Annotated in this window: 19 protein-coding genes; 7 read left to right on the top strand and 12 right to left on the bottom strand. The window is 52.7% G+C overall.

Features of this window, described 5'->3' with window-relative positions; translation table 11 throughout:
- Window positions 1-32 precede the first annotated feature (32 nt).
- Complete coding sequence (locus tag ADN00_RS15110) at window positions 33-371, top strand: DUF1475 family protein (RefSeq protein ID WP_075063839.1); 339 nt, start codon at window positions 33-35, stop codon at window positions 369-371.
- A gap of 81 nt (window positions 372-452) precedes the next feature.
- On the opposite strand, the gene ADN00_RS15105 is transcribed toward ADN00_RS15110, so the two are convergent.
- On the bottom strand, window positions 453-3362 hold the full coding sequence (locus ADN00_RS15105; RefSeq protein ID WP_236691524.1) for a molybdopterin-dependent oxidoreductase: 2910 nt from the start codon (window positions 3360-3362) through the stop codon (window positions 453-455).
- A complete protein-coding gene (locus tag ADN00_RS15100; protein WP_075063838.1) occupies window positions 3362-4045 on the bottom strand; it encodes an FAD binding domain-containing protein in 684 nt (227 codons plus the stop codon). The genes ADN00_RS15105 and ADN00_RS15100 overlap by 1 nt, the downstream gene beginning before the upstream one ends.
- 363 nt (window positions 4046-4408) lie before the next feature.
- Between ADN00_RS15100 and ADN00_RS15095 the strand changes: the two genes are divergently transcribed.
- Both ADN00_RS15095 and ADN00_RS15090 read left to right on the top strand, forming a co-directional pair.
- Window positions 4409-5698, top strand: coding sequence for a hypothetical protein (locus ADN00_RS15095; protein WP_075063837.1), 1290 nt, complete (start codon window positions 4409-4411; stop codon window positions 5696-5698).
- Window positions 5695-6804, top strand: coding sequence for a hypothetical protein (locus ADN00_RS15090; protein WP_075063836.1), 1110 nt, complete (start codon window positions 5695-5697; stop codon window positions 6802-6804). The genes ADN00_RS15095 and ADN00_RS15090 overlap by 4 nt, the downstream gene beginning before the upstream one ends.
- Window positions 6805-6861: 57 nt before the next feature.
- Here ADN00_RS15090 and ADN00_RS15085 read toward each other — a convergent pair whose 3' ends face one another.
- On the bottom strand, window positions 6862-8292 hold the full coding sequence (locus tag ADN00_RS15085; protein WP_160317538.1) for a L,D-transpeptidase family protein: 1431 nt from the start codon (window positions 8290-8292) through the stop codon (window positions 6862-6864).
- A 238-nt stretch (window positions 8293-8530) separates the two neighbouring features.
- Between ADN00_RS15085 and ADN00_RS15080 the strand changes: the two genes are divergently transcribed.
- From ADN00_RS15080 to ADN00_RS15070, 3 genes are all read left to right on the top strand, one after another.
- On the top strand, window positions 8531-8758 hold the full coding sequence (locus tag ADN00_RS15080; RefSeq protein WP_075063834.1) for a hypothetical protein: 228 nt from the start codon (window positions 8531-8533) through the stop codon (window positions 8756-8758).
- Window positions 8759-8839: 81 nt separating this feature from the next.
- On the top strand, window positions 8840-9328 hold the full coding sequence (locus tag ADN00_RS15075; RefSeq protein ID WP_075063833.1) for an aminoacyl-tRNA deacylase: 489 nt from the start codon (window positions 8840-8842) through the stop codon (window positions 9326-9328).
- Window positions 9322-10419, top strand: coding sequence for a hypothetical protein (locus ADN00_RS15070; RefSeq protein WP_075063832.1), 1098 nt, complete (start codon window positions 9322-9324; stop codon window positions 10417-10419). The genes ADN00_RS15075 and ADN00_RS15070 overlap by 7 nt, the downstream gene beginning before the upstream one ends.
- Here ADN00_RS15070 and ADN00_RS15065 read toward each other — a convergent pair.
- On the bottom strand, window positions 10407-11063 hold the full coding sequence (locus ADN00_RS15065) for an IMPACT family protein (protein ID WP_075063831.1): 657 nt from the start codon (window positions 11061-11063) through the stop codon (window positions 10407-10409). The two genes, ADN00_RS15070 and ADN00_RS15065, sit on opposite strands and share 13 nt — an antisense overlap.
- Before the next feature lie 33 nt (window positions 11064-11096).
- Between ADN00_RS15065 and ADN00_RS15060 the strand changes: the two genes are divergently transcribed.
- Complete coding sequence (locus ADN00_RS15060) at window positions 11097-11540, top strand: NUDIX domain-containing protein (RefSeq protein WP_075063830.1); 444 nt, start codon at window positions 11097-11099, stop codon at window positions 11538-11540.
- A gap of 54 nt (window positions 11541-11594) precedes the next feature.
- Here the strand turns inward: ADN00_RS15060 and ADN00_RS15055 are convergent, their stop codons facing one another.
- From ADN00_RS15055 to ADN00_RS15020, 8 genes are all read right to left on the bottom strand, one after another.
- Window positions 11595-13724: a Tex family protein gene (locus ADN00_RS15055; RefSeq protein ID WP_075063829.1), complete on the bottom strand. Its 2130-nt coding sequence runs from the start codon at window positions 13722-13724 to the stop codon at window positions 11595-11597.
- Window positions 13725-13771: 47 nt separating this feature from the next.
- Window positions 13772-14524: a DUF364 domain-containing protein gene (locus ADN00_RS15050; RefSeq protein ID WP_075063828.1), complete on the bottom strand. Its 753-nt coding sequence runs from the start codon at window positions 14522-14524 to the stop codon at window positions 13772-13774.
- Window positions 14525-14533: 9 nt separating this feature from the next.
- Window positions 14534-14959 (bottom strand): hypothetical protein, encoded by a 426-nt coding sequence (locus tag ADN00_RS15045; RefSeq protein WP_075063827.1) that lies wholly within the window; start codon window positions 14957-14959, stop codon window positions 14534-14536.
- Window positions 14960-15088: 129 nt separating this feature from the next.
- Window positions 15089-16597, bottom strand: a complete 1509-nt coding sequence (locus tag ADN00_RS15040; protein ID WP_075063826.1) for an FGGY-family carbohydrate kinase — start codon at window positions 16595-16597, stop codon at window positions 15089-15091.
- Between the two features lie 101 nt (window positions 16598-16698).
- Window positions 16699-17724: an ABC transporter permease gene (locus ADN00_RS15035; protein WP_075063825.1), complete on the bottom strand. Its 1026-nt coding sequence runs from the start codon at window positions 17722-17724 to the stop codon at window positions 16699-16701.
- Entirely contained in the window at window positions 17711-19231 is a 1521-nt protein-coding gene (locus tag ADN00_RS15030) for a sugar ABC transporter ATP-binding protein (protein ID WP_075063824.1), read from the bottom strand. Before ADN00_RS15030 ends, ADN00_RS15035 begins: the two co-directional genes overlap by 14 nt.
- 18 nt (window positions 19232-19249) lie before the next feature.
- The gene (locus ADN00_RS15025; protein WP_075063823.1) at window positions 19250-20335 is read right to left on the bottom strand and encodes an ABC transporter permease; all 1086 of its coding nucleotides are present in this window, start codon (window positions 20333-20335) and stop codon (window positions 19250-19252) included.
- 137 nt (window positions 20336-20472) lie between these two features.
- Complete coding sequence (locus ADN00_RS15020; protein ID WP_152966377.1) at window positions 20473-21495, bottom strand: sugar ABC transporter substrate-binding protein; 1023 nt, start codon at window positions 21493-21495, stop codon at window positions 20473-20475.
- Window positions 21496-21671 lie beyond the last annotated feature (176 nt).

Below are 21671 nucleotides of genomic sequence, written 5' to 3'. Positions count from 1 at the left end.
GAATAATTTTGATTATCCTGCAGGGAGGCTTAATGAAAATTACCAAGACCATCTCACTGATCGGTGTATTTGCAATGACCGCGGTTCTGATCTATGCCTTCACACGCGGCAATTTTTTCACTGAGGGCTCGCAGCTACTTTCCATGCCGTGGGGAATTGTCTCACTGGTTGACTTGTATGTGGGGTTTTCTCTGTTTTCGATGTGGGTCATCTACCGCGAAAAGAGCGCCCTAAAATCAATCATCTGGGTCGCTTTCATTATGGTTTTAGGCTTTTTTACCGTCAGCTTCTATATCTACATTGCGCTTCAAAGCAGTCGCGATGATTGGAATCGCTTCTTTCACGGCAGGCGGTATTCCTTATCAGCATAATTCACCTTGCTGTAAAAGAAAAAGGCTGGCCGCGACTCCGGTTGCGGGCCAGCCTTTTCGATTTTCAAATTGCGTGGGCTTCTATTGATTGAGCGAGCGCCAAACCTTTTCCGGAGTGAGCGGCAGCTCGCGAATCCAGACACCAGTCGCGTCGTGAATCGCGCTTACCAGAGCCGGGGCAACCCCATCAATGGCCAGCTCAGAAATCGATTTCGCGCCAAAAGGCCCGTTCGGGTCATCCGTTTGCACAAAGATGACATCCGTAGCCGGCATTTCATGCGCTTTGTAGGCGTGGTATTCAGCCAGGCGCGCGTTGACCATATCACCCGACTCATCAAAGAGGGAGAACTCGCTGTGTGCGAAGCCCAGGGCTTGCTGCATACCGCCTTCCACCTGGCCGGCAGCGGTGATTGGGTTGATGACCCGGCCGCAGTCTACCACCATCAACATGCGCTCAACCTTCACCTCACCGGTCTCTGTGTCCACCTCCACTTCCACGAACTGGGCAGCCGTTGGCGGAGGGCTCATGTAACTCATGTGAGAAGCGGTTGCCATAATCTGGTGTTGGTTCATCTGGTGAGTACTGCTCAACGCCACCTGCTCAAAGGTAACAGAGCGGCCGTCTGGGGCAATCACTTTTCGGTCGCGCAGCTCTAATTCTTCGGGGTTCTTCCACTCCAGCATATCTGCTGCGTGCGCCTGGATTTGCTTCTTGATCTCCAAGGCCACATTGCGAACCGCGCCACCGCTGATATAGGTCGTGCTGGAGGCGTATGCGCCCGTGTCAAAGGGGGTGAAATCGGTGTCTGAAGAGTAGACGATAAAATCTTCAACCGGAATACTCAGAATTTCTGCCGCCATTTGCGCCAGAATGGTATCAGAGCCGGTGCCCAGGTCCGTAGCGCCCATCTGCAGGTTGAATGAGCCATCGTCATTCATCTTCAGCGTCGCGGCGCCCATATCCAAACCCGCAATACCGCTGCCGTGCATCACAGTTGCCACACCGATGCCCTTACGCTTGCTTCCGCTTTGATTCTGGTAGGCTTTGCGCTTGTTATAGAAATCAGTCGCTTCCACACCGATTTTGAGACATTCATCAAACGCGCTGGTCGTCATCACCTGGGCGTACCCTTCCCGCCCCTCACCCAGCTTTTGCGCGACCCACATGTTGTCGCCAACTTTAATCAGGTTCTTGCGTTTGAACTCAATCACGTCCAACCCCAGTTTCTCAGCGATTTCTTCCATCATCACTTCCAGGGCAAATTCGCACTGCATCGTCCCATAGCCTCGGAATGCGCCCGCCGGGGGTGTGTTGGTGTAGACCACATCGCACAAGAAATGCGAATTAGGCGCGTTATACAGCGTCAGGCTTTTGAGACCAGCCACCATTTGCACCGTTAACCCGTGTGAAGCATACGCGCCGGTATCGCCAATCAGGCGAAGCTCGGTGCCGGTAACTTCATTATCTTTCACGGCCAGTTTGAATTTGATGATCTGAGGATGACGGCTGCGTCCGCTCATAAACTCCTGGCGGCGCGAGTACTGCAAGCGAACGGGGCGTCCAGTGGCAATCGTCATATGCGCGCACAAATCTTCCAGTAAAATCTCTTGCTTGCCGCCAAAACCGCCGCCAATGCGGGGTTTGACCACACGAATGCGTTTGATGGGCAGCCCAATCAGCGGAGCAATGATGCGGCGCACGTGGAAAGGCACCTGCGTGCTGGTGCGCACCACCAAGCGGTCATCCTCATCCCAATAGGTGATGCAGGCGTGCAGCTCCATTTGCGCGTGATGCTGCTTGGGAGTGCGGAACTCACGTTCAAACACATGATCAGCTTCTGCAAAAGCCTTTTCAATGTCGCCAACATGCTCATCGATATGGTAAATAACATTGTGCTGAGTATCAAAGATGCCTTCAACACCCGGCTCGTCATGGATCACCGGCGCGCCGTCTTTCATCGCCGCTTCCATGTCGGTGACGTGCGGCAATACTTCATATTCCACATTGATCAGGCGCAGCGCCTTCTGGGCCAGCTCCGGCGTCTCGGCGGCAACTAAGGCCACTCGGTCACCCACATGCCGCACTTTATCATCCAAGCTTACCTGGTCGAAAGGCAGCGGTTGTGGATAGCTTTGACCGCCAGAAGCATAATTAACGCGCGGCAGGTCTTTGTATGTCAGCACCTTCACCACTCCGGGCAACGCCAGAGCCTTGCTTGCGTCAATGTTCTTGATTCGCGCGTGCGCGTGCGGGCTGACCAATAACTCAGCATACAGCATTCCAGGCAAGCGGAAATCATCGGTGAAGACCGGTTTACCTAACACCAGCTTTCGCCCATCCACCTTCTTTTCCGGTTTGCCCACAAAATCGGTCTTCGACATTTCTTCTGGGGTATAGACAATGTGAGGCAAAATTCCATGATTGTGCTCTTTGCGATAGAACGCTTCTGGCAGTCGAAGCGGATCATCCATTTTCGGCAGGGTTTCTTCAATGGTTTTTATCGGCGGCACAGGCTCGCCCCGCATCATTGCCGCGGCGCGCTGAGTTGCCTCAATAATTTTGACGTAACCTGTGCAACGGCACAGCACGCCGCTGACAGCCTCGCGGATTTCGTCTTCAGAAGGATTACTGTTCCGGTCCAGCAGCGCTTTCACCGTGAGCAACTGGGCGGGCGTACAAAAACCGCATTGAATAGCGCCTGCGTCAAAAAAAGCTTCCTGAATCGGGTGCAGATTACCGTCCTTGCTTAATCCTTCCACTGTGAAAATCTCATGGCCATCGGCAGCCGGCGTTTTAAGCATGCAGCTCCGCACCGGTTTTCCATCCAACAAAACGGTGCACATGCCACAGTCGCCTTCACTGCAACCGTTCTTGGTGCCAAATAACCCTTGCCCGCGTAAAAATTCCAAAAGGCTCTGCTTTGGGTCAGCTGCGGCTTGCTGAGCCTCACCATTGAGAACAAATTCGATTGAAACCATTTTCTCTGCCATTATTTCACGGCTCCCTTCAAACAAGTTTCCAGGGCGCGCCGCGTCAGCACGCCAGCCATTCTCTTCCGATATTCAACACTTCCACGATAATCCGCTTTGGGTGTGGATTCCTCTTCCACTGAGTCGGCGACCTGCGTGATCAAGTCCTGAGAGAATTCCTTGCCCAGGAATGCCTCTGCTGCCGCGCTCAACCGAACGCTTTCTTTGAAAGCGCCAGCCAGCGCGATGCGTAAAGCGGCAACCTTCCCGCCTTCTAGGACCAATCCAACCGTGCTGGAAACAATCGGTGTGTCTCCCGGTGTCATTCCAACATGCGCTTCTGCGCCAAACGCCCCCTGATCCATCGGAATCAGCAAGGCTTTCAATTTACCGCGTGTCCCCCGGCGTGATAAGAGGTCAGCCACACTGGCTTTCGCTCCATCCTCAAACTCCAGGGCCGCCCCAACTGCCAGTAAGGATGCGACCCATTGCTGCGCAAGACTGGGAGACAGCAATGATTTTTCTACGGTGTACTCGTTCCGGTGGTGCCAGTTCGTTCCGAGATGCAAACCCTCTTTTACCAGGCTCGGAAGTCCGCTAAACTGCTCAACATCATCCAGACTGGCGTCGGCATCCGCCAAAAGAAACGCGAGACCATCAACTTGTACTTGCCTGACCTTACTCAATTCGGTTTTCTCTCCCATAATTTCCTCTCGTCTGTGGATTAATCATTGGGTAAGACCGGCCTCCAGCTTTCAGAGCCGGTCAATTTGACCAGACCATCTCATCATTAAAAATGTCCCATCGCCACCAATTGACATGGGACATGTGCTTCATCATAGCAAGGAAAATTAGTTGAAAGGTTGGATATCCCATCGAACAATTAAATACAATCAATAACAAAATTTTTCGTATATGTATTGTACAGTTTTCCTACCGAGTTGGATAGTAAAAGTAATTGTATGACAATTAATATAGCAAATTTTGACCCGCATTACAACACTGCATTAAGACCGAGTAAAAAATGTTAAAATAATGGGGTCTGATTTTAGTATAAGGATAAAACAATGAGCAAAGAATGGCACATTCCTGAAGGGTTTTCGCAAGTGGAGTCCAAATTACCGGGTGTAACTGTTTTCGCGCCAGTGAAGCAGGTGAATGGTTCACGCGATAAATTGGTTACATACACCTGTCCGCGTTGCGGCGCGGTTACGCGCTACGACATTGCAGCGGGCGGTGTCGCCTGTGAACATTGTGGGTATGTGCATGCCGTTCAGACGCAGGTCGCCGGGAAAGCCGCCGAAGAGCATGAATTTCGCGTGGACGTGATGGAAAAAGCCAACCACGTCCAGTGGACAGCCGGGCGAAAGGATCTGGTATGTGAGCAGTGCGGCGCCGCCACCAGCGTACCCGAAAACGCGATATCCGGCACATGCTCATTTTGCGCTTCAAACAAGATTCACATCGCCGATTTGCCTGTGGAAGAATTACAACCCAAATACATCATTCCTTTTTCGATCAACCAGAATCAATTGAAAACCATTGTATCGAATTGGTTGGGTAAAGGCTGGTTCCACCCCCAAAGCTTATCTTCCTCAGCCACGGTCAACTCGTTTCGTGGTGTATACCTTCCCTTTTGGACGTTCGACGCCGAGATCAATGCGGACTGGAAAGCGCTGGTTGGCTATGAACGCAGTGAGCGATATTATGATGCCGGAAGCAAAGAGTGGAAAACCCGCACGACCATCGACTGGCGTTGGGAAGACGGGCAGGTTAATCAAAGTTTTGATGACATCCTGATCCCTGGCACACGCAAAGTCAGCCAGCGCATCCTGGAAGAAATTCAACCCTTTGACCTCAACGCACTCCAATCTTTCTCACCCGATTTTCTAGCCGGCTGGCAAGCCAACCATTTCGACTTATCACTGCAAGAAGCCTGGGACACCGCTAAAGATAAAATGCGCGAGAAAAACCGTGAAGCTTGTTACGCGGATATTCCAACCCACCATGTCAGAAATTTCAGCATGTCCGCCGACTTTGCCAACGAGACCTGGCGCTATATCTTTTTACCGGTCTTTCTCAGCACCTATCACTTTGAAGAAAAAAAGTATCAGGTCATGATCAATGGGCAAACGGGCGAAATTGCCGGTCAAAAACCGGTTGAATGGTGGAAGATTTGGGCAGCCATTGCCGCCTCGCTTTCCCCTGGCTTCCTGCTTTTGTTGATTGGCCTGCCGCTTCTGCTGGCCGGCGGAATTGGCATCGTGCCGCTCATTCTGGGCTTTGTGCTGCTGGTTGCTGGAATTATCTTCTCAGTTTCACTCTACAAAAAGGCCGTAGAATCGGAGGCGGAATGAACCAGGAAATAGCACCCAACACAATCCAAGAGATGTGGGGCCTGCCGCTTGAGACGGTCGTTTGCCATGCATGCAGCCGGGCTTTTCTTAAACCTGCCGGCAGCGCAGCCGACAATTGCCCCCAATGCTCGCAAGGCAGGCTGCAGCCCTTCTCCGGCCCTGTCCGGCCTGAACCGCCCGAGAAGATCATTCCCTTTGCTATTTCTCCTTCCCACCTGGCCGCTCGCTTCACCCGCTTTTGTGAGGGCGTATGGCTTTCCGCTCCCGATTTTTCTCCCCAACACCTGGCGCAAAGAGCGCTGCCGATTTATTTCCCCCTCTGGCTGGTCGACGCCGCCGCGCAGGGAACCTGGCAGGCGGAGGCCGGTTTTGATTACCAGGTTCAGAGTACCAAAGAAATCTTTACCAATGGCGAATGGCACACCCAGCCTATTCAGGAAACGCGCATCCGATGGGAACCGCGCCTGGGAAAGATCTCCCGTTCTTATCAGAACGTTGCGGTTAACGCCCTCACCGACCAGGAGCAGCTTTCCACTGCATTGGGGCAATACGACTTTGAACGGGCCATTGATTTCGATCCCGCGCATGCATCCTCAGCCTGGCTTCGCTGTCCAGACGTTCTCCCCGAACAAGCCTGGCCGCAAGCCGAGATGCGCCTGCAACAAGTCTTGCAAACAGATTGCCAGACGGCCTGCAGCGCGCAGCATGTTCGAAATTTCTCCGTAACCGCAGACTACTCCAACCAAAACTGGACTCAACTTCTGGCCCCAGCTTACATCACCTATTACACATCAGACGACAACCAGAAAATCCTGGTCGCCCTCAACGCGCAGAGCGGGCAGCTGTATGGTCCCCGCTTGGCATCCCAAAAGCGCGGGTGGAAATCGGCGGGGATTTTGGGCGGCATTGGCCTGGGTATCGTGCTGCTCGCTATTCTATTCTTCTTGGTCGCGGCTGTCTTTCCCCCCATCAGCATCATAGCCTCCATTTTGCTCATCACCGGCTTACTGCTGGTGGCAGGCGCGGTCGTTCCAGCCGCTTATCCCTGGCTGTGGAATCGCGGGCAAATGGAGCTGCGGGTTTTTCGCTCGAAGGATAGCTCTTGAGGTTCTTTGCCAGAGAAAACATCAAAGAGGCGGAACATTGTGTCCGCCTTTTCTTCATTATCCAATAATCTCCACCACCACACCATCTTCCGCCCATTGATACAGCAGCTCTGCGTTTTCCAAAGAAAGGATAATGCAGCCGTAAGATGCGGGCCCGCCCAATACATTTCCCCATAAAATCCGGCCATTGGATAGGGTGGGCAAGCCGTGAATCCCATTCATAAAACCCGGCCAGGCTTCATAGATACCCAGAAAATGCGGCATCGTCAAATCCCAGTTAGAGGCGTACGCGCTTAATTCGTGCGTGCGAACCTGGTAAACTCCTGGAAAAGTGGGAGAGGTCGCGATGCCCGTGCTGACGATAAACTCATGCACCTGCTCTCCGTTCTCATATACGCGCATCCGCTGCTCCGGAATAGAGATAACGATCCGCTTATTGCGCACATAAGGCAGCGGCAGCATTTCATTTCGCGAGGGGATAGTGATTTCGGCTCCAACGATCAGGCTGTTGGGCTGAATGCCGGGATTTGCCTGCAGAATGTACCAGTACGGCAGCCTGAATTTTTGGGAAATCTTCAGAAGCGTGTCGCCCGACTCCACCTGGTAAGGGCGGGGCAAGTCCACCACGCTGAACTCCAGGCTGCGGCCAGATTTCCACGCCTCTTCCACAGCGGAGAGATCGTCATCCATGCGCACCTTCACACCTTGGCTGGTCTCCAACATCGTGGTTACCTCTGCTATCAACCCGGTTGTATTCAAGGTCATGCTTTGGGTTTGGGCGTCCCATCCCAGGTAAGGGCCAATGCGATCCATCCCAATTTCATAATCGCGGATGTCGCCGCTGAATGGATCATACAGACTCGCTGTCAGCGGGCGGTTGCCAATCTGGTTCAGTACTTGCAATATTTCAGAATTGACCGTTTCAACAGCAATCGGCACATAGGTCAATTCCAATTGGCCTTGCGAAAGTACACGCCCCGGATCGCTGCGCAGAATCAAAACGGCGCGTTCCACATCCAATGCTTTTCCATTTAAGCCACCTTTCGCAACCCACTGCCCATTCTCATAGACAATCTCATTCGGCTGCGGGGCGGCATACACAAGCTGGCTGATTTGCGTCAGCGTGTTTCGGGCCATTTCTTCGTTAAAAAGAATCTCCGGTCCGCCAGATGGCTGCCCGCCCAACAGAATAGTAATCCACTCAGCCAGCGCGCCGGACCCCCGGCCCATCTCAAAGGCGTCCCGGGCAATCTTCACCGAGTCAACATAAATTCCCAGCGATAAAGAAGGAGTTCTCCACCATTGGTCTTCACTGCCAATCAAAACCTGATGCCCCATATTCCACTGTTCATGGATGGCGGCCTCGGCTTCGCTGATGGTCATCCCGCCCACTTGCACACCCGCGGCTGTAACGCCCGGCAGTATGCGCTGGCTGACGTGAAAATACCCCCAAACAAAGAAGAAAACGCACCAGAAAATCAACGCCAAAAGAACAATAACAACTCCAGCGGCAAGAAAATTGATATTAACGCTGCTGCTTTTTTTAAACGATAATTGCGTATTGGGCAAAGATTGCATAAGAATAAAACTCACCTCTCAATAGTCTCTACAATAAAACGCTGAAACACACAATAAAGTTCCTCTGGGCTGCAACGCCCGTTTCATTTTCACGTATATTGATTATAGAAAATCAATTATCTCTTAACAAGTGAGCTGGAGTTTAATCATGTCCAATGAAAAACGCGCGAAAACGCCCTGGTATTTGTGGCCATTTGTGGCATTATGGGATTTACTGGCCTTCATTTTGAGCTTGACCGGCCGTCTGGTTGGCTCATTGCTGGGAATGGCGTTGATGATTGTCGGCCTGGTGCTGACCGTTACGATTATCGCTTCACCGGTTGGTATTCCAATTTTGATCGTGGGCCTTCTCATCGTTTTACGCAGTCTCTTCTAGACGGTAAATGGCGCGCAAAAAACAACGCGCCATTTTTTGCGGGTATAATCAAGAGGTATTAAAAATAGGCTGCTGTTCGCGATGTCAAATCAACCCTCTTTACCCGCTTCCATCCGCTTTCTGGAACAACAGAAGGTGCCGTTTCGCCTCTTCCATCATCAGCGCCCAGTAGAATCCCTGGAAGACGCGGCAGTTCAGCGCGGACAGTCTCCAGAACAGGTCATCCGCTCAATTCTCTTCCGCTTATCAGAACAGCGCTACTTTATGGTATTAACCCCTGGGCCGAACCAGATTCCCTGGAAAGCCCTGCGCGTTTATTGGCAGCAGTCGCGGCTCACCCTGGCCAGCCGGGAAGAAGTGCTGCAGGTTACCGGCTGCGAACCCGGCACAGTCAACCCCTTTGGACTGGATGCGGAAATCCCGGTTCTGATCGAAAATTGCATTTTCTCCCTGCCAGAAATTTCTCTGGGGTCTGGTGAGCGCGGCACTGCCATTCTCATCCACCCGCAAGATGTGCTGCGCGCCGTGCCGCAGGCTATTGTCGTTACCTTGGACGATGCCCTATGCTGAATCTGGCCTATTTCATTTCACCCCACGGCTTCGGGCACGCCTCCCGTTCCGTCGCTGTAATGCAAAGCCTGCTCGCGCGCTCTCCGCACATCCACTTTCATATCTTTACCCTTGTGCCAGGCTGGTTTTTTGAGGATGCGCTGCCGGCGTCCTGCTTCACCCTCCACAAAGAACGCAGCGACATCGGCCTGGTACAGCGCTCTCCCCTCGAAGAAGACTTGCCCGCCACCATTTCCGCCCTGCATCAGTATTTTCCCTTCCAACCCGAACTGCTCTCATGCCTTGCCGCCAGCCTGGTTAACTGCCGCTGCCAGGCAGTTCTTTGCGATATCGCCCCCCTCGGTATTGCCGCGGCGCAGGCTGCCGGGATTCCCTCCATATTAATCGAAAATTTCACCTGGGATTGGATCTATGAGGGGTATCTTTCCACTCAGCCAGCTTTCGCTCAGATTATCCCCGGTCTGGCTCAGGTTTTCCGCCAGGCAGATCATCACATCCAAACCCAGCCGCTCTGCCAGCCATCCCCCGCCGCCGACCTGACCACCCATCCCGTTAGCCGCAGGCCCAAGAGTCCCCCCTCCGAAGTGAGAAACCGCCTCGGTATTAAAGATAACAATCCGGCTGTGTTGATCACAATGGGCGGCATTCCTGAAAAATATGCCGCATTGGATCAGCTTCGCAAGCTTTCATCGGTGTGGTTCATGCTGCCCGGCAGCAGCAACGAACACCAGATTCAAGATAACCTGGTGCTGCTGCCACACCGCAGCGCCTTCTATCATCCCGACCTGGTCAACGCCAGCCAGGCAGTGATTGGAAAATTGGGATACAGCACCATTTCAGAGGTATACCACGCGGGTTTAGCCTTCGGCTACATCCCCCGCGACCAGTTCCGTGAAAGCCCACTGCTCTCTGCCTATGTAGACCAGAACTTCAACGCGATTTGCATTTCGGACCAGGATTTTTATTCGGGAAAGTGGATAAACCACATGGATGCGCTGCTTTCTGCTCCCCGGCTGGTGCGCGCGGTTCCCAATGGCGCGGACCAAATCAGCGAATTCATCCTCAAGCACCTCTCCGCTCAATCGCTCTGATCCACGGGCATCAAGGTTTCAGTATTTGCTTCAATAATCTCAGCCAACACGCTTCCCCGGGTCAATTCACCCAACGCGGTTTGAAACCCTTCCAATGCCTCAATCGGAAACCGCAGGGACAAGGTAACATCCGCGCCAAAATCCTCATCCAGGATCAAACCCTGGTGAGCAGGCGCAAGCAGCCTCACCCGTTCCAAATAGGAATAAGGGATTGCCAGCATCACCGAATGGGTTAAAATTCGATGTGCGCGCGGTAGGATGCGCAGAACCTCCTGGGTGGCCTCGGTGTAAGCCCGCACCAGCCCGCCCGTGCCCAGTTTGGTGCCGCCGAAATAGCGCGTAATCACCACCACAACGTCCCCCAACCCGCTGCCCTGTAAAACCGCCAAAACCGGCCTCCCGGCCGTACCAGACGGCTCGCCGTCATCGCTGTAGTGGGTAATCACCGAAGGCGGGTAGCCAATCACAAAGCCGGGCACATTGTGAGTAGCATCGGCAAACTCCGCCCGCGCTGCCTCAATGAATGCCCGCGCTTCTTCCACCGTCCGTGCCGGCCCGGCTGAGGCGATGAAGCGGCTGTTTACCACCCGAATTTCTGTTCGGGCTGGCCCGGCCGGCAGTAGATAAGGTTTCTTCTCACTCATCGAAAGATCCTTGTAGCAGGAAAGGTCACACTCATGAAAAGAGGCATCGATTACATCGGCGTAGGTGTTGGCGCGCTCATCGTCAACGCACAAGGTCTGGTTTTTCTTGCCCGCAGAGGTCCGCTGGCAAAAAATGAACGCGGCTTGTGGGAGTTTCCCGGCGGCTCCGTGGAGTTTGGCGAAACCCTGGCCCAATCGTTGATCCGCGAAATGCGCGAGGAATTCGGCATCACCATTTCCGTCGGCAGGCTTTTGGACGTAGTTGACCACATTCTGCCGGAGGAAAAACAGCATTGGGTCTCACCAACCTTTATCTGTTCCATCACATCCGGCGAGCCGGCCATTCAGGAACCCGGCAAATGCGCTGAGATCGGCTGGTTTGACCCGCATGTCGCGCCGCCAGACCTGACACAAATAACCAGAGAAAATTTACGCCACTACCTGGCGCTGATCCAGCCGCAGTCAGCGTCAAAATAAGATGGATACAGCCGCGCTGCTTTTGTCTCAGCGCGGCTGTTGTCCCATTTACAGCTACTCCACAATCGAAAGCCCGATGCGCCCTCGTTCGGTTTCGATTTTGACAATTTCAACATCCACAATATCGCCCACGTTCAGCGAATACCCAACCGGCACCTGGCTGCGGTGGACCAGGCCGTCCTGTTTCACACCAATATCCACAAACGCGCCAAAATCCACCACATTACGCACGGTTCCCTTCAGGCGCATACCCACAATCAAGTCTTCCATTGACAGCACATCGCTGCGCAGAATTGGCGCGGGCAAATCCTCGCGCGGATCGCGGCCGGGGCGCACCAGTTGTTCCAAAATATCCCTCAATGTTGGCAGCCCTGTGTTTAATTCTTTCGCCAGGCTTTCCAGGCCTTCTACTTCTACCAAAGTTTGAATTTTGGCTTGCTTTTCTGCAATAGGCGCTTTCAAATCCAATCCAGCCCGCTCCATCACAGCTTTCGCCACCGCATAGCTTTCGGGGTGAATGGCCGTCTCATCCAGAGGGTTCTTTCCATTGCGTATGCGTAAAAAGCCTGCCGCCTGTACAAATGCTTTCTGCCCAAGGCCCGAGACATCTTTTAACTGCGTGCGATCACGGAACTGGCCGTACTCATTACGGTAAGCAACCACCTTCTCGGCCAGCTTCGGCCCAATCCCTGAAACAAACGTCAACAACGCCGGTGAAGCAGTATTCAAATCCACACCTACCTGGTTCACCACACTCTCGACAACTCCGGTAAGCGCGTTCGTGAGTTCAGTTTGATTGACATCATGCTGGTACATCCCCACCCCAATCGACTTGGGATCGATTTTCACCAGCTCAGCCAGAGGGTCTTGCACGCGCCGCGCGATGGAAACCGCCCCTCGCAGGCTTACGTCCATATCCGGCAGCTCGGCCCTGGCCAGCTCGCTGGCGCTGTACACGCTCGCACCCGCTTCATTGGTGATTAAGTACTGCAAACCCGGTCTGCTGTGAATGAATTCAGCCACCAGTTGTTCGGTCTCGCGAGACGCAGTCCCGTTTCCAATGGTGATCAAGCTCACCTGGTAGCGCTTGACCAGCACGTCCAAAGTTTGCAAAGATTCCTTCCACTGGCGTTTTGGCTCATGCGGGTAAATGGTATCCGTGGTCAGCACTTTGCCAGTCGCGTCCACCACCGCCACTTTGCAGCCCGTGCGGTAGGCAGGGTCCAAACCTAAAACAACATGCCCCGCCAGAGGGGGCTGGGTAAGCAGCGCCCGCAAGTTGTCCGCAAAAATGCGAATGGCGTGAGCCTCCGCCGTCTCAGTTAATTTTCGGCGCACGTCGCGCTCAATTGCCGGCAGCAACAGCCGTTCAGCACAATCCTCCATCGCTTGCTGCAACTGTTCATTCCACAGCGAGCGCCGGTCGGGCGGGAAAGAATTCACCATCGCGTTCCGCCAGTCCCGCTCAGCCACTTCAACACCCACGCGCAGCACCTTTTCCTTTTCGCCGCGATTCATCGCCAAAATCTGGTGCGGGCGCAGGCGGTCAATTCGACATTCATAGTCGTAATACAGTTCGTAGACCTTGCGTTCATCCTGGCTGTCGTCCAGTTTTTCGCACCGCAGCATGCCCCAGCCCATTGCCTTTTCACGGGTCGCGCTGCGCACATCCGCGTGGTCAGCAATTGTTTCAGCGACAATATCGCGCGCGCCAGCCAGGGCGTCTTCTACTGTGGGAACCTGATCATTAAGGAATGCCTCTGCTGCCTGCTCAACAGGAACTTTGGATAAATCTTGCTTGAGTATCTTCTCCGCCAGACCTTCCAGCCCTTTCTCCCGCGCGATGCTGGCACGCGTTTTGCGCTTGGGCTTGTACGGCAGGTACAGGTCTTCCAGAGTCGTCATGGTATCCGCCTGCTGGATTTTTTCCAGCAGTTCGGGAGTCATTTTTCCTAACGATTCAACCGTCGCGATAATGGTTGAGCGGCGTTCTTCCATTGCGCGCAGGCGTTCAACCAGAATCGATACATTTCGGATCTGCTCTTCATCGAGCGTTCCAGTTCTCTCTTTTCGGTAACGGGCGATAAATGGAATCGTGTTGCCTTCATCCAGCAGTTCAATCACCGCTGACGATTGTGAAGGTTTAATATTGAGCTGCTTTGCGATCTGTTGTGCAATTTCCATAGTACCTCAAGCAATAATATTTTAATAAGAGCGTCAAGAACCACTTATTATCTCAAACGAGGGGATTGAATAGTGACCAGGCGCGTCCCGGCCTGGTGAAGCTGCCGGTAAGCGCCCCCCTGGATCAGACAGCGCATCACCGGTTCAATCTTCTCTACAACCGTGCCAGAAATCAAGTCAATCCCATAATCGAACAGCACCGGGCTGACGGGCGTTGTGGGCCCCATAACCAGACTGATCGAGTCTGGAGACCGGCAAGAAATGACCTTTTCGAAGGTGTGGTTGACCAGCGTCATGCCAGTAATGGCCACCACCGCGCAGTCGGGCAAAATGGTTTTCATATCGTCTGTTCCATATTCACCCGGCTGTGGGTTCAACTCAAATACATAAAGCTGTTTCACTTTTTCACGCAGGCGGGGAATAAATGGGAAGCGGCCCAATAACCCCACCGGACCTTGTTCAGCATAACGCAAGATCACCTGCTCAGCGTTGATATCTTCCCACAATTCGGGGCAGGGATCTACCATCGCGTTAATGGCGGCCAACCCAATCCCAGTGCGAATCGGGTGATCAGACAATGCCCATTCTGCCAGCTCCAGTCCGCTTAATAATGACAGGCGGCCTGCTTCCGGTACGTCAAAATCGCTGTGGTGATCATGGGATGCCGGTACGGTTGAGGCCAATCCGCATGTCAGCCTACCTTGCGCTCGGGCAGTCACTCCAATCCAATGCAGACCAATCCGCACGTCATCAATCTCAGCCGGTCTCAACGTTTGAATTAACTGGCGAATCGCTTCCATTTGATCCCCTTATTCGTTTTTTGATTCATTAAGAAATCGTTGATACGCCCCAACCCACGGCGTCCCCAAGCGGTGCCGCGCCGGCACCTGAACCGTAAAGAATTTTTGCATAATCAATGCCGATTGCCCGGCTACCTCCCCCCAATCTTCGCCCAAAAGCGCGTTCTTCATCGCGCGACTCACCCGTCCAGTCCATTCCCACTCCATGCGGAAGCGATCGGCTTTGACCCAATACCCTCTCTTTTCCCACGCGTTTACACTGCTGTCAATTGAATCGTGAATTTCTTGCAGCGCAATGGCAATAAATGCCGCCAGGTCTTTGCTAGCTGAGTTGGGCTCGGTCTGCTGCATAAGCTCGCGCAGCGCCAGCACAATGCATTTGATCAACCGCGTGCGTTCTTTTCCCGCGGATTCTGGATTTATGACCCTGCTCAATTTCGAAGATTCCTCCAATCCTCAAGGCTTTCCCCATTATATCTTAAATGTTCAAACCCTATCTTCGCCTATGCGCAACAAACAACCCAGCATTCAAGCCGGGTTGAGAGCTGGGGTCATAACACTGATTTACATACGATGATGAAGGGACTTTAACGTTGGGTACACTTCCGAATACAACGCGAATTTTTCTTCATACTGTTTCACGCGGCGGTTGTCCGGCTCGAACACTTTTCCAAACCGCAAATATTGGTTAACTGCCTCACCAGCGTCTGCGAACAAACCGGCGCCCTGCCCGGCCAGAAAAGCGGCTCCCATTGAGGCGGCTTCGGTAACCTGCGGAACGACAACCCGCGTGCCGGTGATATCGGCTTTCAACTGCAGCCACAGATCCGACTTTGCGCCTCCGCCAATCGCGCGCAGCTCATCAATCTGCACGCCGCCGCTGCGCATCACATCCAAATTCAATCGCAGCTCATACGTCAACCCCTCCAGAATCGCCTTGGCCATTTCGGCCTTTGAGGTCGTGAATCCCATTCCCAGAATAGCGCCCTTAGAGGCAGTGTCAAAGGTAGGTGTGCCTGAGCCAGAGAAATGCGGCAAAACCAGCAGATTCGTCGGCCCTTCTGGCGCGTTGGCTAACAAAAGCTGGTAGGCGTCTTCACCGCTGGTCTGCGCCTCGCGAATTTCTTCTTGTCCAAAAGTGTCGCGGAACCAGCGGAACAACAACCCGCCACTATGGTTTAACGTCATGGTGACAAACAATTTCTTGTACACATGTGCATAAACCGAGATATTCCCTTCAAACAAAGGTTGGCTTACATTGGGAGAAGCCAGCGCCACTTCCACCACCTCGGCTGTCCCCGTAGATACGCTGGCTAACCCAGGCTGGGTCAGGCCCACCCCAAACGCACCGCAAGATTGATCATGCCCACCCGTCACTACCATTGGTGGTTCCGCAAATCCAATCGCGTCAGAAATCTTGCGATGCAGCCGCCCAACCGCGAAGCCCGAATCGGCAATTACGGACAGGCGCTTTTGATCCAGGTCTAGGGCTTCCAATACTTCCACGGACCACCCATCTTCCTGGTGGCTGTACAACTGCGTGCGCGACGCCAGGCAGCGGCTGACCACAGATTCACCGGTCATCTTGCGAATCAGAAAATCTTCATAGAGCATGAAGCGTTCGGCTTCCTTCCACAACTGGGGCTCAAACTCGCGCAGCCAGAGCAGCTTTGGGAGTGTGTTAATGGTATGGATGGGCATGCCGGTTTTTTCAAACAAACGTTTCTTGCCGAATTTTTCTTCCAGCCATTGGTTTTGCTCTACAGTGCGAGTGTCCATCCCTAAAATCATCGGGCGCAGCGCGTTGCCTTTGGCGTCCACCGGGGTAATGGCCTCCCCCTGAACCGACAACCCGATCGCGGCTACATTTCGCTGCCCGCTCTTGTAGGTCACTTCCCTCATCACTTGTTGAGCAAGGTCCCACACCAGCTCCGCGTCCTGTTCCGCCCAACCGGGCTTGGGAAATTGAACAGAATACTCATGGCTGGCCGCCGAGACCAGTTTTCCCTGCAAATCAAACAGTGTAGCTTTGCAACCAGTGGTTCCAATATCCAATCCGAGCAAATGAGTCATGGGGTTATCCTCCAATGATGGCTGTATTTATCTGGATGAGAAATGCTCCTCTTGCTAATCTGTTAACAAGAGGAGCCCAAAATACCCATAATTCAAACAGGTTAAGAAGTTGGTACGGTATTAACTTCCGTTTTCGTCTCAGTCTCGCGCTGCATGCGGATATTGCGGCGCTCCATCTTCTTCAACAACCCGCTGCGGAAGGCATCAATAAACACCGCCAGGAAAATCACCCCCGCCGTTACCAAAGGCTGGATATACAGATCCAATTGGATGTACACAAGCCCGGCTTGAATCATCTGGATCAGCACCATGCCGAGAACCGTGCCGGGGAAAACCGTGCCCACACCGCCGAACAGGCTTGTGCCGCCCAAAACCGAACCGGCAATCGCGTCGAACTCGTCACCGGTGCCAAATCCGGCCTGAACGGATCCCTGCATCGAAAGGGCAATCAGACCACCCATCGCCGCGCAGAAACCACTGATAATGTAAACCGTAGCGAGAACGCGGTTGGTGTTCAAACCGGCTTTCTTAGCTGCTTCAACATCATTCCCCACCGCGTAAATCTGCCGGCCAATAGGTGTGAGATTGAGCACCAGAAAGGCAATCAGCACCACCAGACCAAACAAGAAAATCGGCACAGGAATAAACCCAAAAAACTTAATTGCGCCGATCTTTACATTGTCAGGTATATGCAGCGGATACGATTTGGTCATGAATAGTCCCAGGCCGCGCAGCGCAGTTAACGTTCCCAGGGTAACCATGAACGGAATAATTTTGAGTTTCGTAATGAAGAACGCGTTGATCGCGCCAAAAAACGTGCCGGCCAGCATACCGGCCGCCACCGCCAGCCAGGGGTTCATCCCCGCTTCAACCATCTTTCCAAAGATCACAGCGGCCACATACATAATCGCCCCAACGGATAGGTCAATCCCGCCCGTCAGCAGTACAAACGTCATACCTACCGCGATAATGCCGATGTAAGATGATTGTCGGAGCAGGTTTTCAAAATTTTGCAGCGAGAAAAACCTGGGCGAAAGCACACCGAAGACCACAAAAACAACGACAAAAAGAATGATCGGCGTGTTCTTAAGGGCCAGCATCAGCAGTTTATGATTACTTTGAGCCATTTCCATTCTCCCTGAATGCAGCGCGCAGAATACTTTCTTTATTAAATTCCTCGCGGACAAATTCACCCGTGATTTCGCCATAGCTCATCACCAGAATGCGGTCACACACACCCATCAGTTCTTCAAGTTCAGAAGAAATGAAGAGCACGCAGGCACCCTCCGCAGACAGATCATTGATGATGTTATACACCTCATACTTCGCGCCCACGTCAATACCGCGAGTCGGCTCGTCCACAATCAGAACGCTGGGCCTGGAAAGCAACCACTTTCCGATCACTGCCTTCTGCTGGTTGCCGCCGCTGAGACCTTTTGCCAGGCTTTTGTGCACATTCGCCACTTTGATCTTCAGCAAATCCGTCACATCGTCAATCGCTTTCGTGATGCGCGAGCGGTCAACCCTCCTGAGCCGTTGCGTGGAGTAGGTCGGCAGCGCAACCAGCCCAATATTATCCGCCACAGGCAGGTTCATGAGCAGACCTTCTTCACGGCGGTTCTCAGTCACAAAGGCGATCTCATTGGCAATGCTGGTTCGCGGATTTACGCGGCTGGCCTTCTTTCCATTGATGACAATTTCACCCGATTCGTATGGGTCGAGGCCGAAGATGATGCGCGCCAGCTCAGAGCGTCCCGACCCCATCAACCCGAACATGCCTAAAATCTCTTTTTTGTGCAGTTGGAGATTGATGTTTTCCACAATACCCGACTGCCGCAACCCATTGACGGAGAGAACAGGGGTGGTAGTGGGTGCGGTTTTGCGAGAAGGATAGAGCTGAGTAATGTCGCGCCCAACCATCATGGAAATCATGCGGTTGATGTCAAAATCATTGGCAGAGCCTCCGCCCACCACCGATCCGTCGCGCAAAACCAGAATGTTGTCGGCGAGGCGCTTTACATCACCCAGAATGTGGGAAATATAAATGATCGACCGGCCGTCCTTCTTGAGGCGCTCGATAATGTTGAACAACCTCTCAGTCTCCCGATTGGTCAGTGAGGTGGTCGGCTCATCAAAGATGATGATTTGCGCATCCGAACTCAGCGCTTTGGCAATTTCAACCAGCTGTCGCTCGCCTGGTGATAATCGCTCTACAAGTACATCGGGCGAAAACTCAAGGTCGACCATCTGTAGAAATTCTTTTGTATGATCGTGAATGGTTTTACGATCAATAAAGGGCATTCCTTTAACTCGGGGAAACGACTCAATGAACAGGTTTTCGGCGATGCTTAAATTGGTAAAAAGGTTTAATTCCTGGTGAATGAAACCAATCCCGGCTTTCTGCGCGTCTCCTGGATTTTCTGGTCGATAATGCTCGCCCCGCAAAAGCAGCTCGCCTGAATCATAGGGGATAACACCGCCCAAAATATTCATCATGGTGGTTTTCCCCGCCCCATTCTCACCGATTAAGCCCAACACACTGCCCTGCTCAAGCTGAAAGGAAACACCCTCCAACACTTGAACGCCGAAGAAGCTCTTATTAATCGCTTTGAATTCCAAAATAACATTTCTCATCAATTTCGCTCCTTCACCCTATGCGTTTCTTTGTAAAATGCGTGTGCGGGTAACATCCACCAGCGCGGCCAGCAAAATGACTCCACCTTTCACCATGTAAATGGTGAAGTATGGCACATTCAACAGGCTCAGCGAATTTGCCAGTAGCATCAAGAAGAGAACGCCGAACAGCGTCCAGACCACTTTGCCTTTGCCGCCCGAAAGGCTGGCGCCGCCAATCACAGCCGCGCCCACAATATCCAGCAGCAGGTTCGCGCCCAAAGTCGGCCGCCCGGCTTCCAACCGGGCCGTGTACAGCACAGCGCCAAAAGAAGCGCAGAAACCACTGAACACATAAGCCAGAACGACTACTTTTTCGGTTGGCACGCCCGAGACAACCGCCGTGCGCACATTGTTTCCAATTGCATAAAGCCAGCGGCCGAATACGGTTTGGCTGAGCAAAAAATGGGCGCACGCAGCTAAAGCCAGGGTCAAGAACAGCGTGTATGGCAGCAAAGACATGCCAAACAGGGTCCCGTTACCAATAGCAGTAAACTCTTTGGGCAGGTGGATAACATTTTCAGACTTGGTTAAATAGATTGCAAAGGCAGAGAAGAAAATTTGGGTCACCAGCGTTACCATAAACGCCGGAATCTTGAACCAGGCCACAGAGATACCATTGATAAAACCAATAATCACACCCGTCATCAGCATGGCAAGAATCGCAACCGGTATGGCATAGCTCTGACCGGCCAGCAAGCCGCCAGACTCTGACACCACGCTCCCCCATAAAGGACTTTTGGTAAATAAAATCGGATCGACCTGATTGGTGATGATGACCGCCCCAACTACAGACGAGACGGCCATAATCGACCCTTGGGAAAGGTCAATGCCGGCAATAATTAACACAAATGTTTGCCCCAGCGCAATCGCAAATAACGGCCAGATATTGGAAAATAAATTCGTCAGGTTTCTGCCTGATGCAATGATGGGAACAAATGGTATAAGAACGACAAAATAAAACAAGCACAGGTAAAGCACAAAATACTCAGACAACAGCATTCGATGGAAAAATTGCTGCACCTTTACCCATGTTTTGGATTTCTCTAGGTTAATCGTCGTCATTGTGCGAAAAGTCCTTCTAGTTGAAAATGAAGCAAGAGTGGGTGCTCAGGAAATTCAGGATGAGAGACCAAATTCGAGTTTTTTGGGGGGCAGGCAATGCCTGCCCCCCAATCGAAGTGCTGTAAAAGTAGCTGCGCTTACTTCTCAGCCAGGAGTTTGCAGCCCCACATATCCATTTCGCGCTCGGCCAGGTTTCCACCGGTCAAAGCGAAACCAGGATCGTCAATCCAGTTCTCGGGGGTCTTCTCACCCAAAGCGATGGAAGAAAGCATCGCGGTCATTAGAGAGTCAGCTTCGAAATACAGGTCTTGCACACCAGTCGCGTCAATCCAACCTTCTTTCAGTAAGCGGCAGGCCGTCACATCACCGTCCAGACCACCCATGATCACATGGTTCTCTTCTCCAACTTTCGCCCATTTTCCAAGCGGTTCCAACACGCCCTGGATCAGCGGGAACATGAAGTCAGAAGAAGTGAACAGGAAGTCAACATCCGGGTTCGCCTGCATGGCGTTCTCGAGACCAGCCTGAGCAACAGCGGCGTCCCATTTGGTCGGGACTTCGATCGGAGCGGTCGTCCACAGATCAGGGTATTTTTCGATGACATTCATAAAGCCCTGGCGGCGGCCAACGGCATTGGGGTCACCCAGATCGCCAACCATGATTAAGGGAGTAACCTGGCGGCCAAGTTTCTGAGCCTGCTGCGCCATATATTCAACAGCGTCTTCAGCAATGGCTTCGTTGTCAGCAACAATCACGATCGCAGGGTTGCTATCATTGGAAGGCGGGCGATTGAAGATACCAATCGGAATACCGGCTTCGTTGGCAACGCCAATGATATTCACAGCGCTTTCACCATCTTGCGGGATCAGCATGATGCCGTCGACGCCCTGGGTGATGCAGTCCTTAACCATTTCCAAGCTGCGGTTGGCATCTTCGTTAGCATTGCGCTCCAAAACTTCAATGCCTTTGCTGGCCAGGGTTTCGGTGATCGCTTTGTGGCCGGCTACCCAGAATTCAGTTTCCAGGTCCTGGAAAACAAAACAGATTTTGATCTTCTTTTCGCCATCGTCGGCGGCCGGGGCAGCGGCTTTCGGTGCGCATGCGCCGAGAATGAAAGCAGCAATGATCAAAACACTCAGAATTCCAAAAAGCTTCTTCATTTGTTGAGATCTCCTCTTTATTGGTAGAGAATTCAGAAAGCTGTTGCTTCGCTCCATTTTGAGCTCTGCAGCCAAATACTGACTGCATTTTCTTAAGGTTCTCTCTTCTCGCTTCCTAACCTTATTATCACCTCCTCTAACCGTGATGGTTCTTTCATACCGGAAGATCGTCAGGT

Source organism: Ornatilinea apprima (assembly GCF_001306115.1).
Classification (GTDB): Bacteria; Chloroflexota; Anaerolineae; order Anaerolineales; family Anaerolineaceae; genus Ornatilinea; species Ornatilinea apprima.
Note: the sequence above shows the minus strand (reverse complement) of the source record. Positions and strands in the feature narration are given on the sequence as shown.

Coding starts and splice junctions, on each gene's coding strand:
- ADN00_RS15110 (WP_075063839.1), top strand. CDS start 33: ATGAAAATTACCAAGACCATCTCACTGATCGGTGTATTTGCAATGACC.
- ADN00_RS15105 (WP_236691524.1), bottom strand. CDS start 3,362: ATGGCAGAGAAAATGGTTTCAATCGAATTTGTTCTCAATGGTGAGGCT.
- ADN00_RS15100 (WP_075063838.1), bottom strand. CDS start 4,045: ATGGGAGAGAAAACCGAATTGAGTAAGGTCAGGCAAGTACAAGTTGAT.
- ADN00_RS15095 (WP_075063837.1), top strand. CDS start 4,409: ATGAGCAAAGAATGGCACATTCCTGAAGGGTTTTCGCAAGTGGAGTCC.
- ADN00_RS15090 (WP_075063836.1), top strand. CDS start 5,695: ATGAACCAGGAAATAGCACCCAACACAATCCAAGAGATGTGGGGCCTG.
- ADN00_RS15080 (WP_075063834.1), top strand. CDS start 8,531: ATGTCCAATGAAAAACGCGCGAAAACGCCCTGGTATTTGTGGCCATTT.
- ADN00_RS15075 (WP_075063833.1), top strand. CDS start 8,840: ATGTCAAATCAACCCTCTTTACCCGCTTCCATCCGCTTTCTGGAACAA.
- ADN00_RS15070 (WP_075063832.1), top strand. CDS start 9,322: ATGCTGAATCTGGCCTATTTCATTTCACCCCACGGCTTCGGGCACGCC.
- ADN00_RS15065 (WP_075063831.1), bottom strand. CDS start 11,063: ATGAGTGAGAAGAAACCTTATCTACTGCCGGCCGGGCCAGCCCGAACA.
- ADN00_RS15060 (WP_075063830.1), top strand. CDS start 11,097: ATGAAAAGAGGCATCGATTACATCGGCGTAGGTGTTGGCGCGCTCATC.
- ADN00_RS15055 (WP_075063829.1), bottom strand. CDS start 13,724: ATGGAAATTGCACAACAGATCGCAAAGCAGCTCAATATTAAACCTTCA.
- ADN00_RS15050 (WP_075063828.1), bottom strand. CDS start 14,524: ATGGAAGCGATTCGCCAGTTAATTCAAACGTTGAGACCGGCTGAGATT.
- ADN00_RS15040 (WP_075063826.1), bottom strand. CDS start 16,597: ATGACTCATTTGCTCGGATTGGATATTGGAACCACTGGTTGCAAAGCT.
- ADN00_RS15035 (WP_075063825.1), bottom strand. CDS start 17,724: ATGGCTCAAAGTAATCATAAACTGCTGATGCTGGCCCTTAAGAACACG.
- ADN00_RS15030 (WP_075063824.1), bottom strand. CDS start 19,231: ATGAGAAATGTTATTTTGGAATTCAAAGCGATTAATAAGAGCTTCTTC.
- ADN00_RS15025 (WP_075063823.1), bottom strand. CDS start 20,335: ATGACGACGATTAACCTAGAGAAATCCAAAACATGGGTAAAGGTGCAG.
- ADN00_RS15020 (WP_152966377.1), bottom strand. CDS start 21,495: ATGAAGAAGCTTTTTGGAATTCTGAGTGTTTTGATCATTGCTGCTTTC.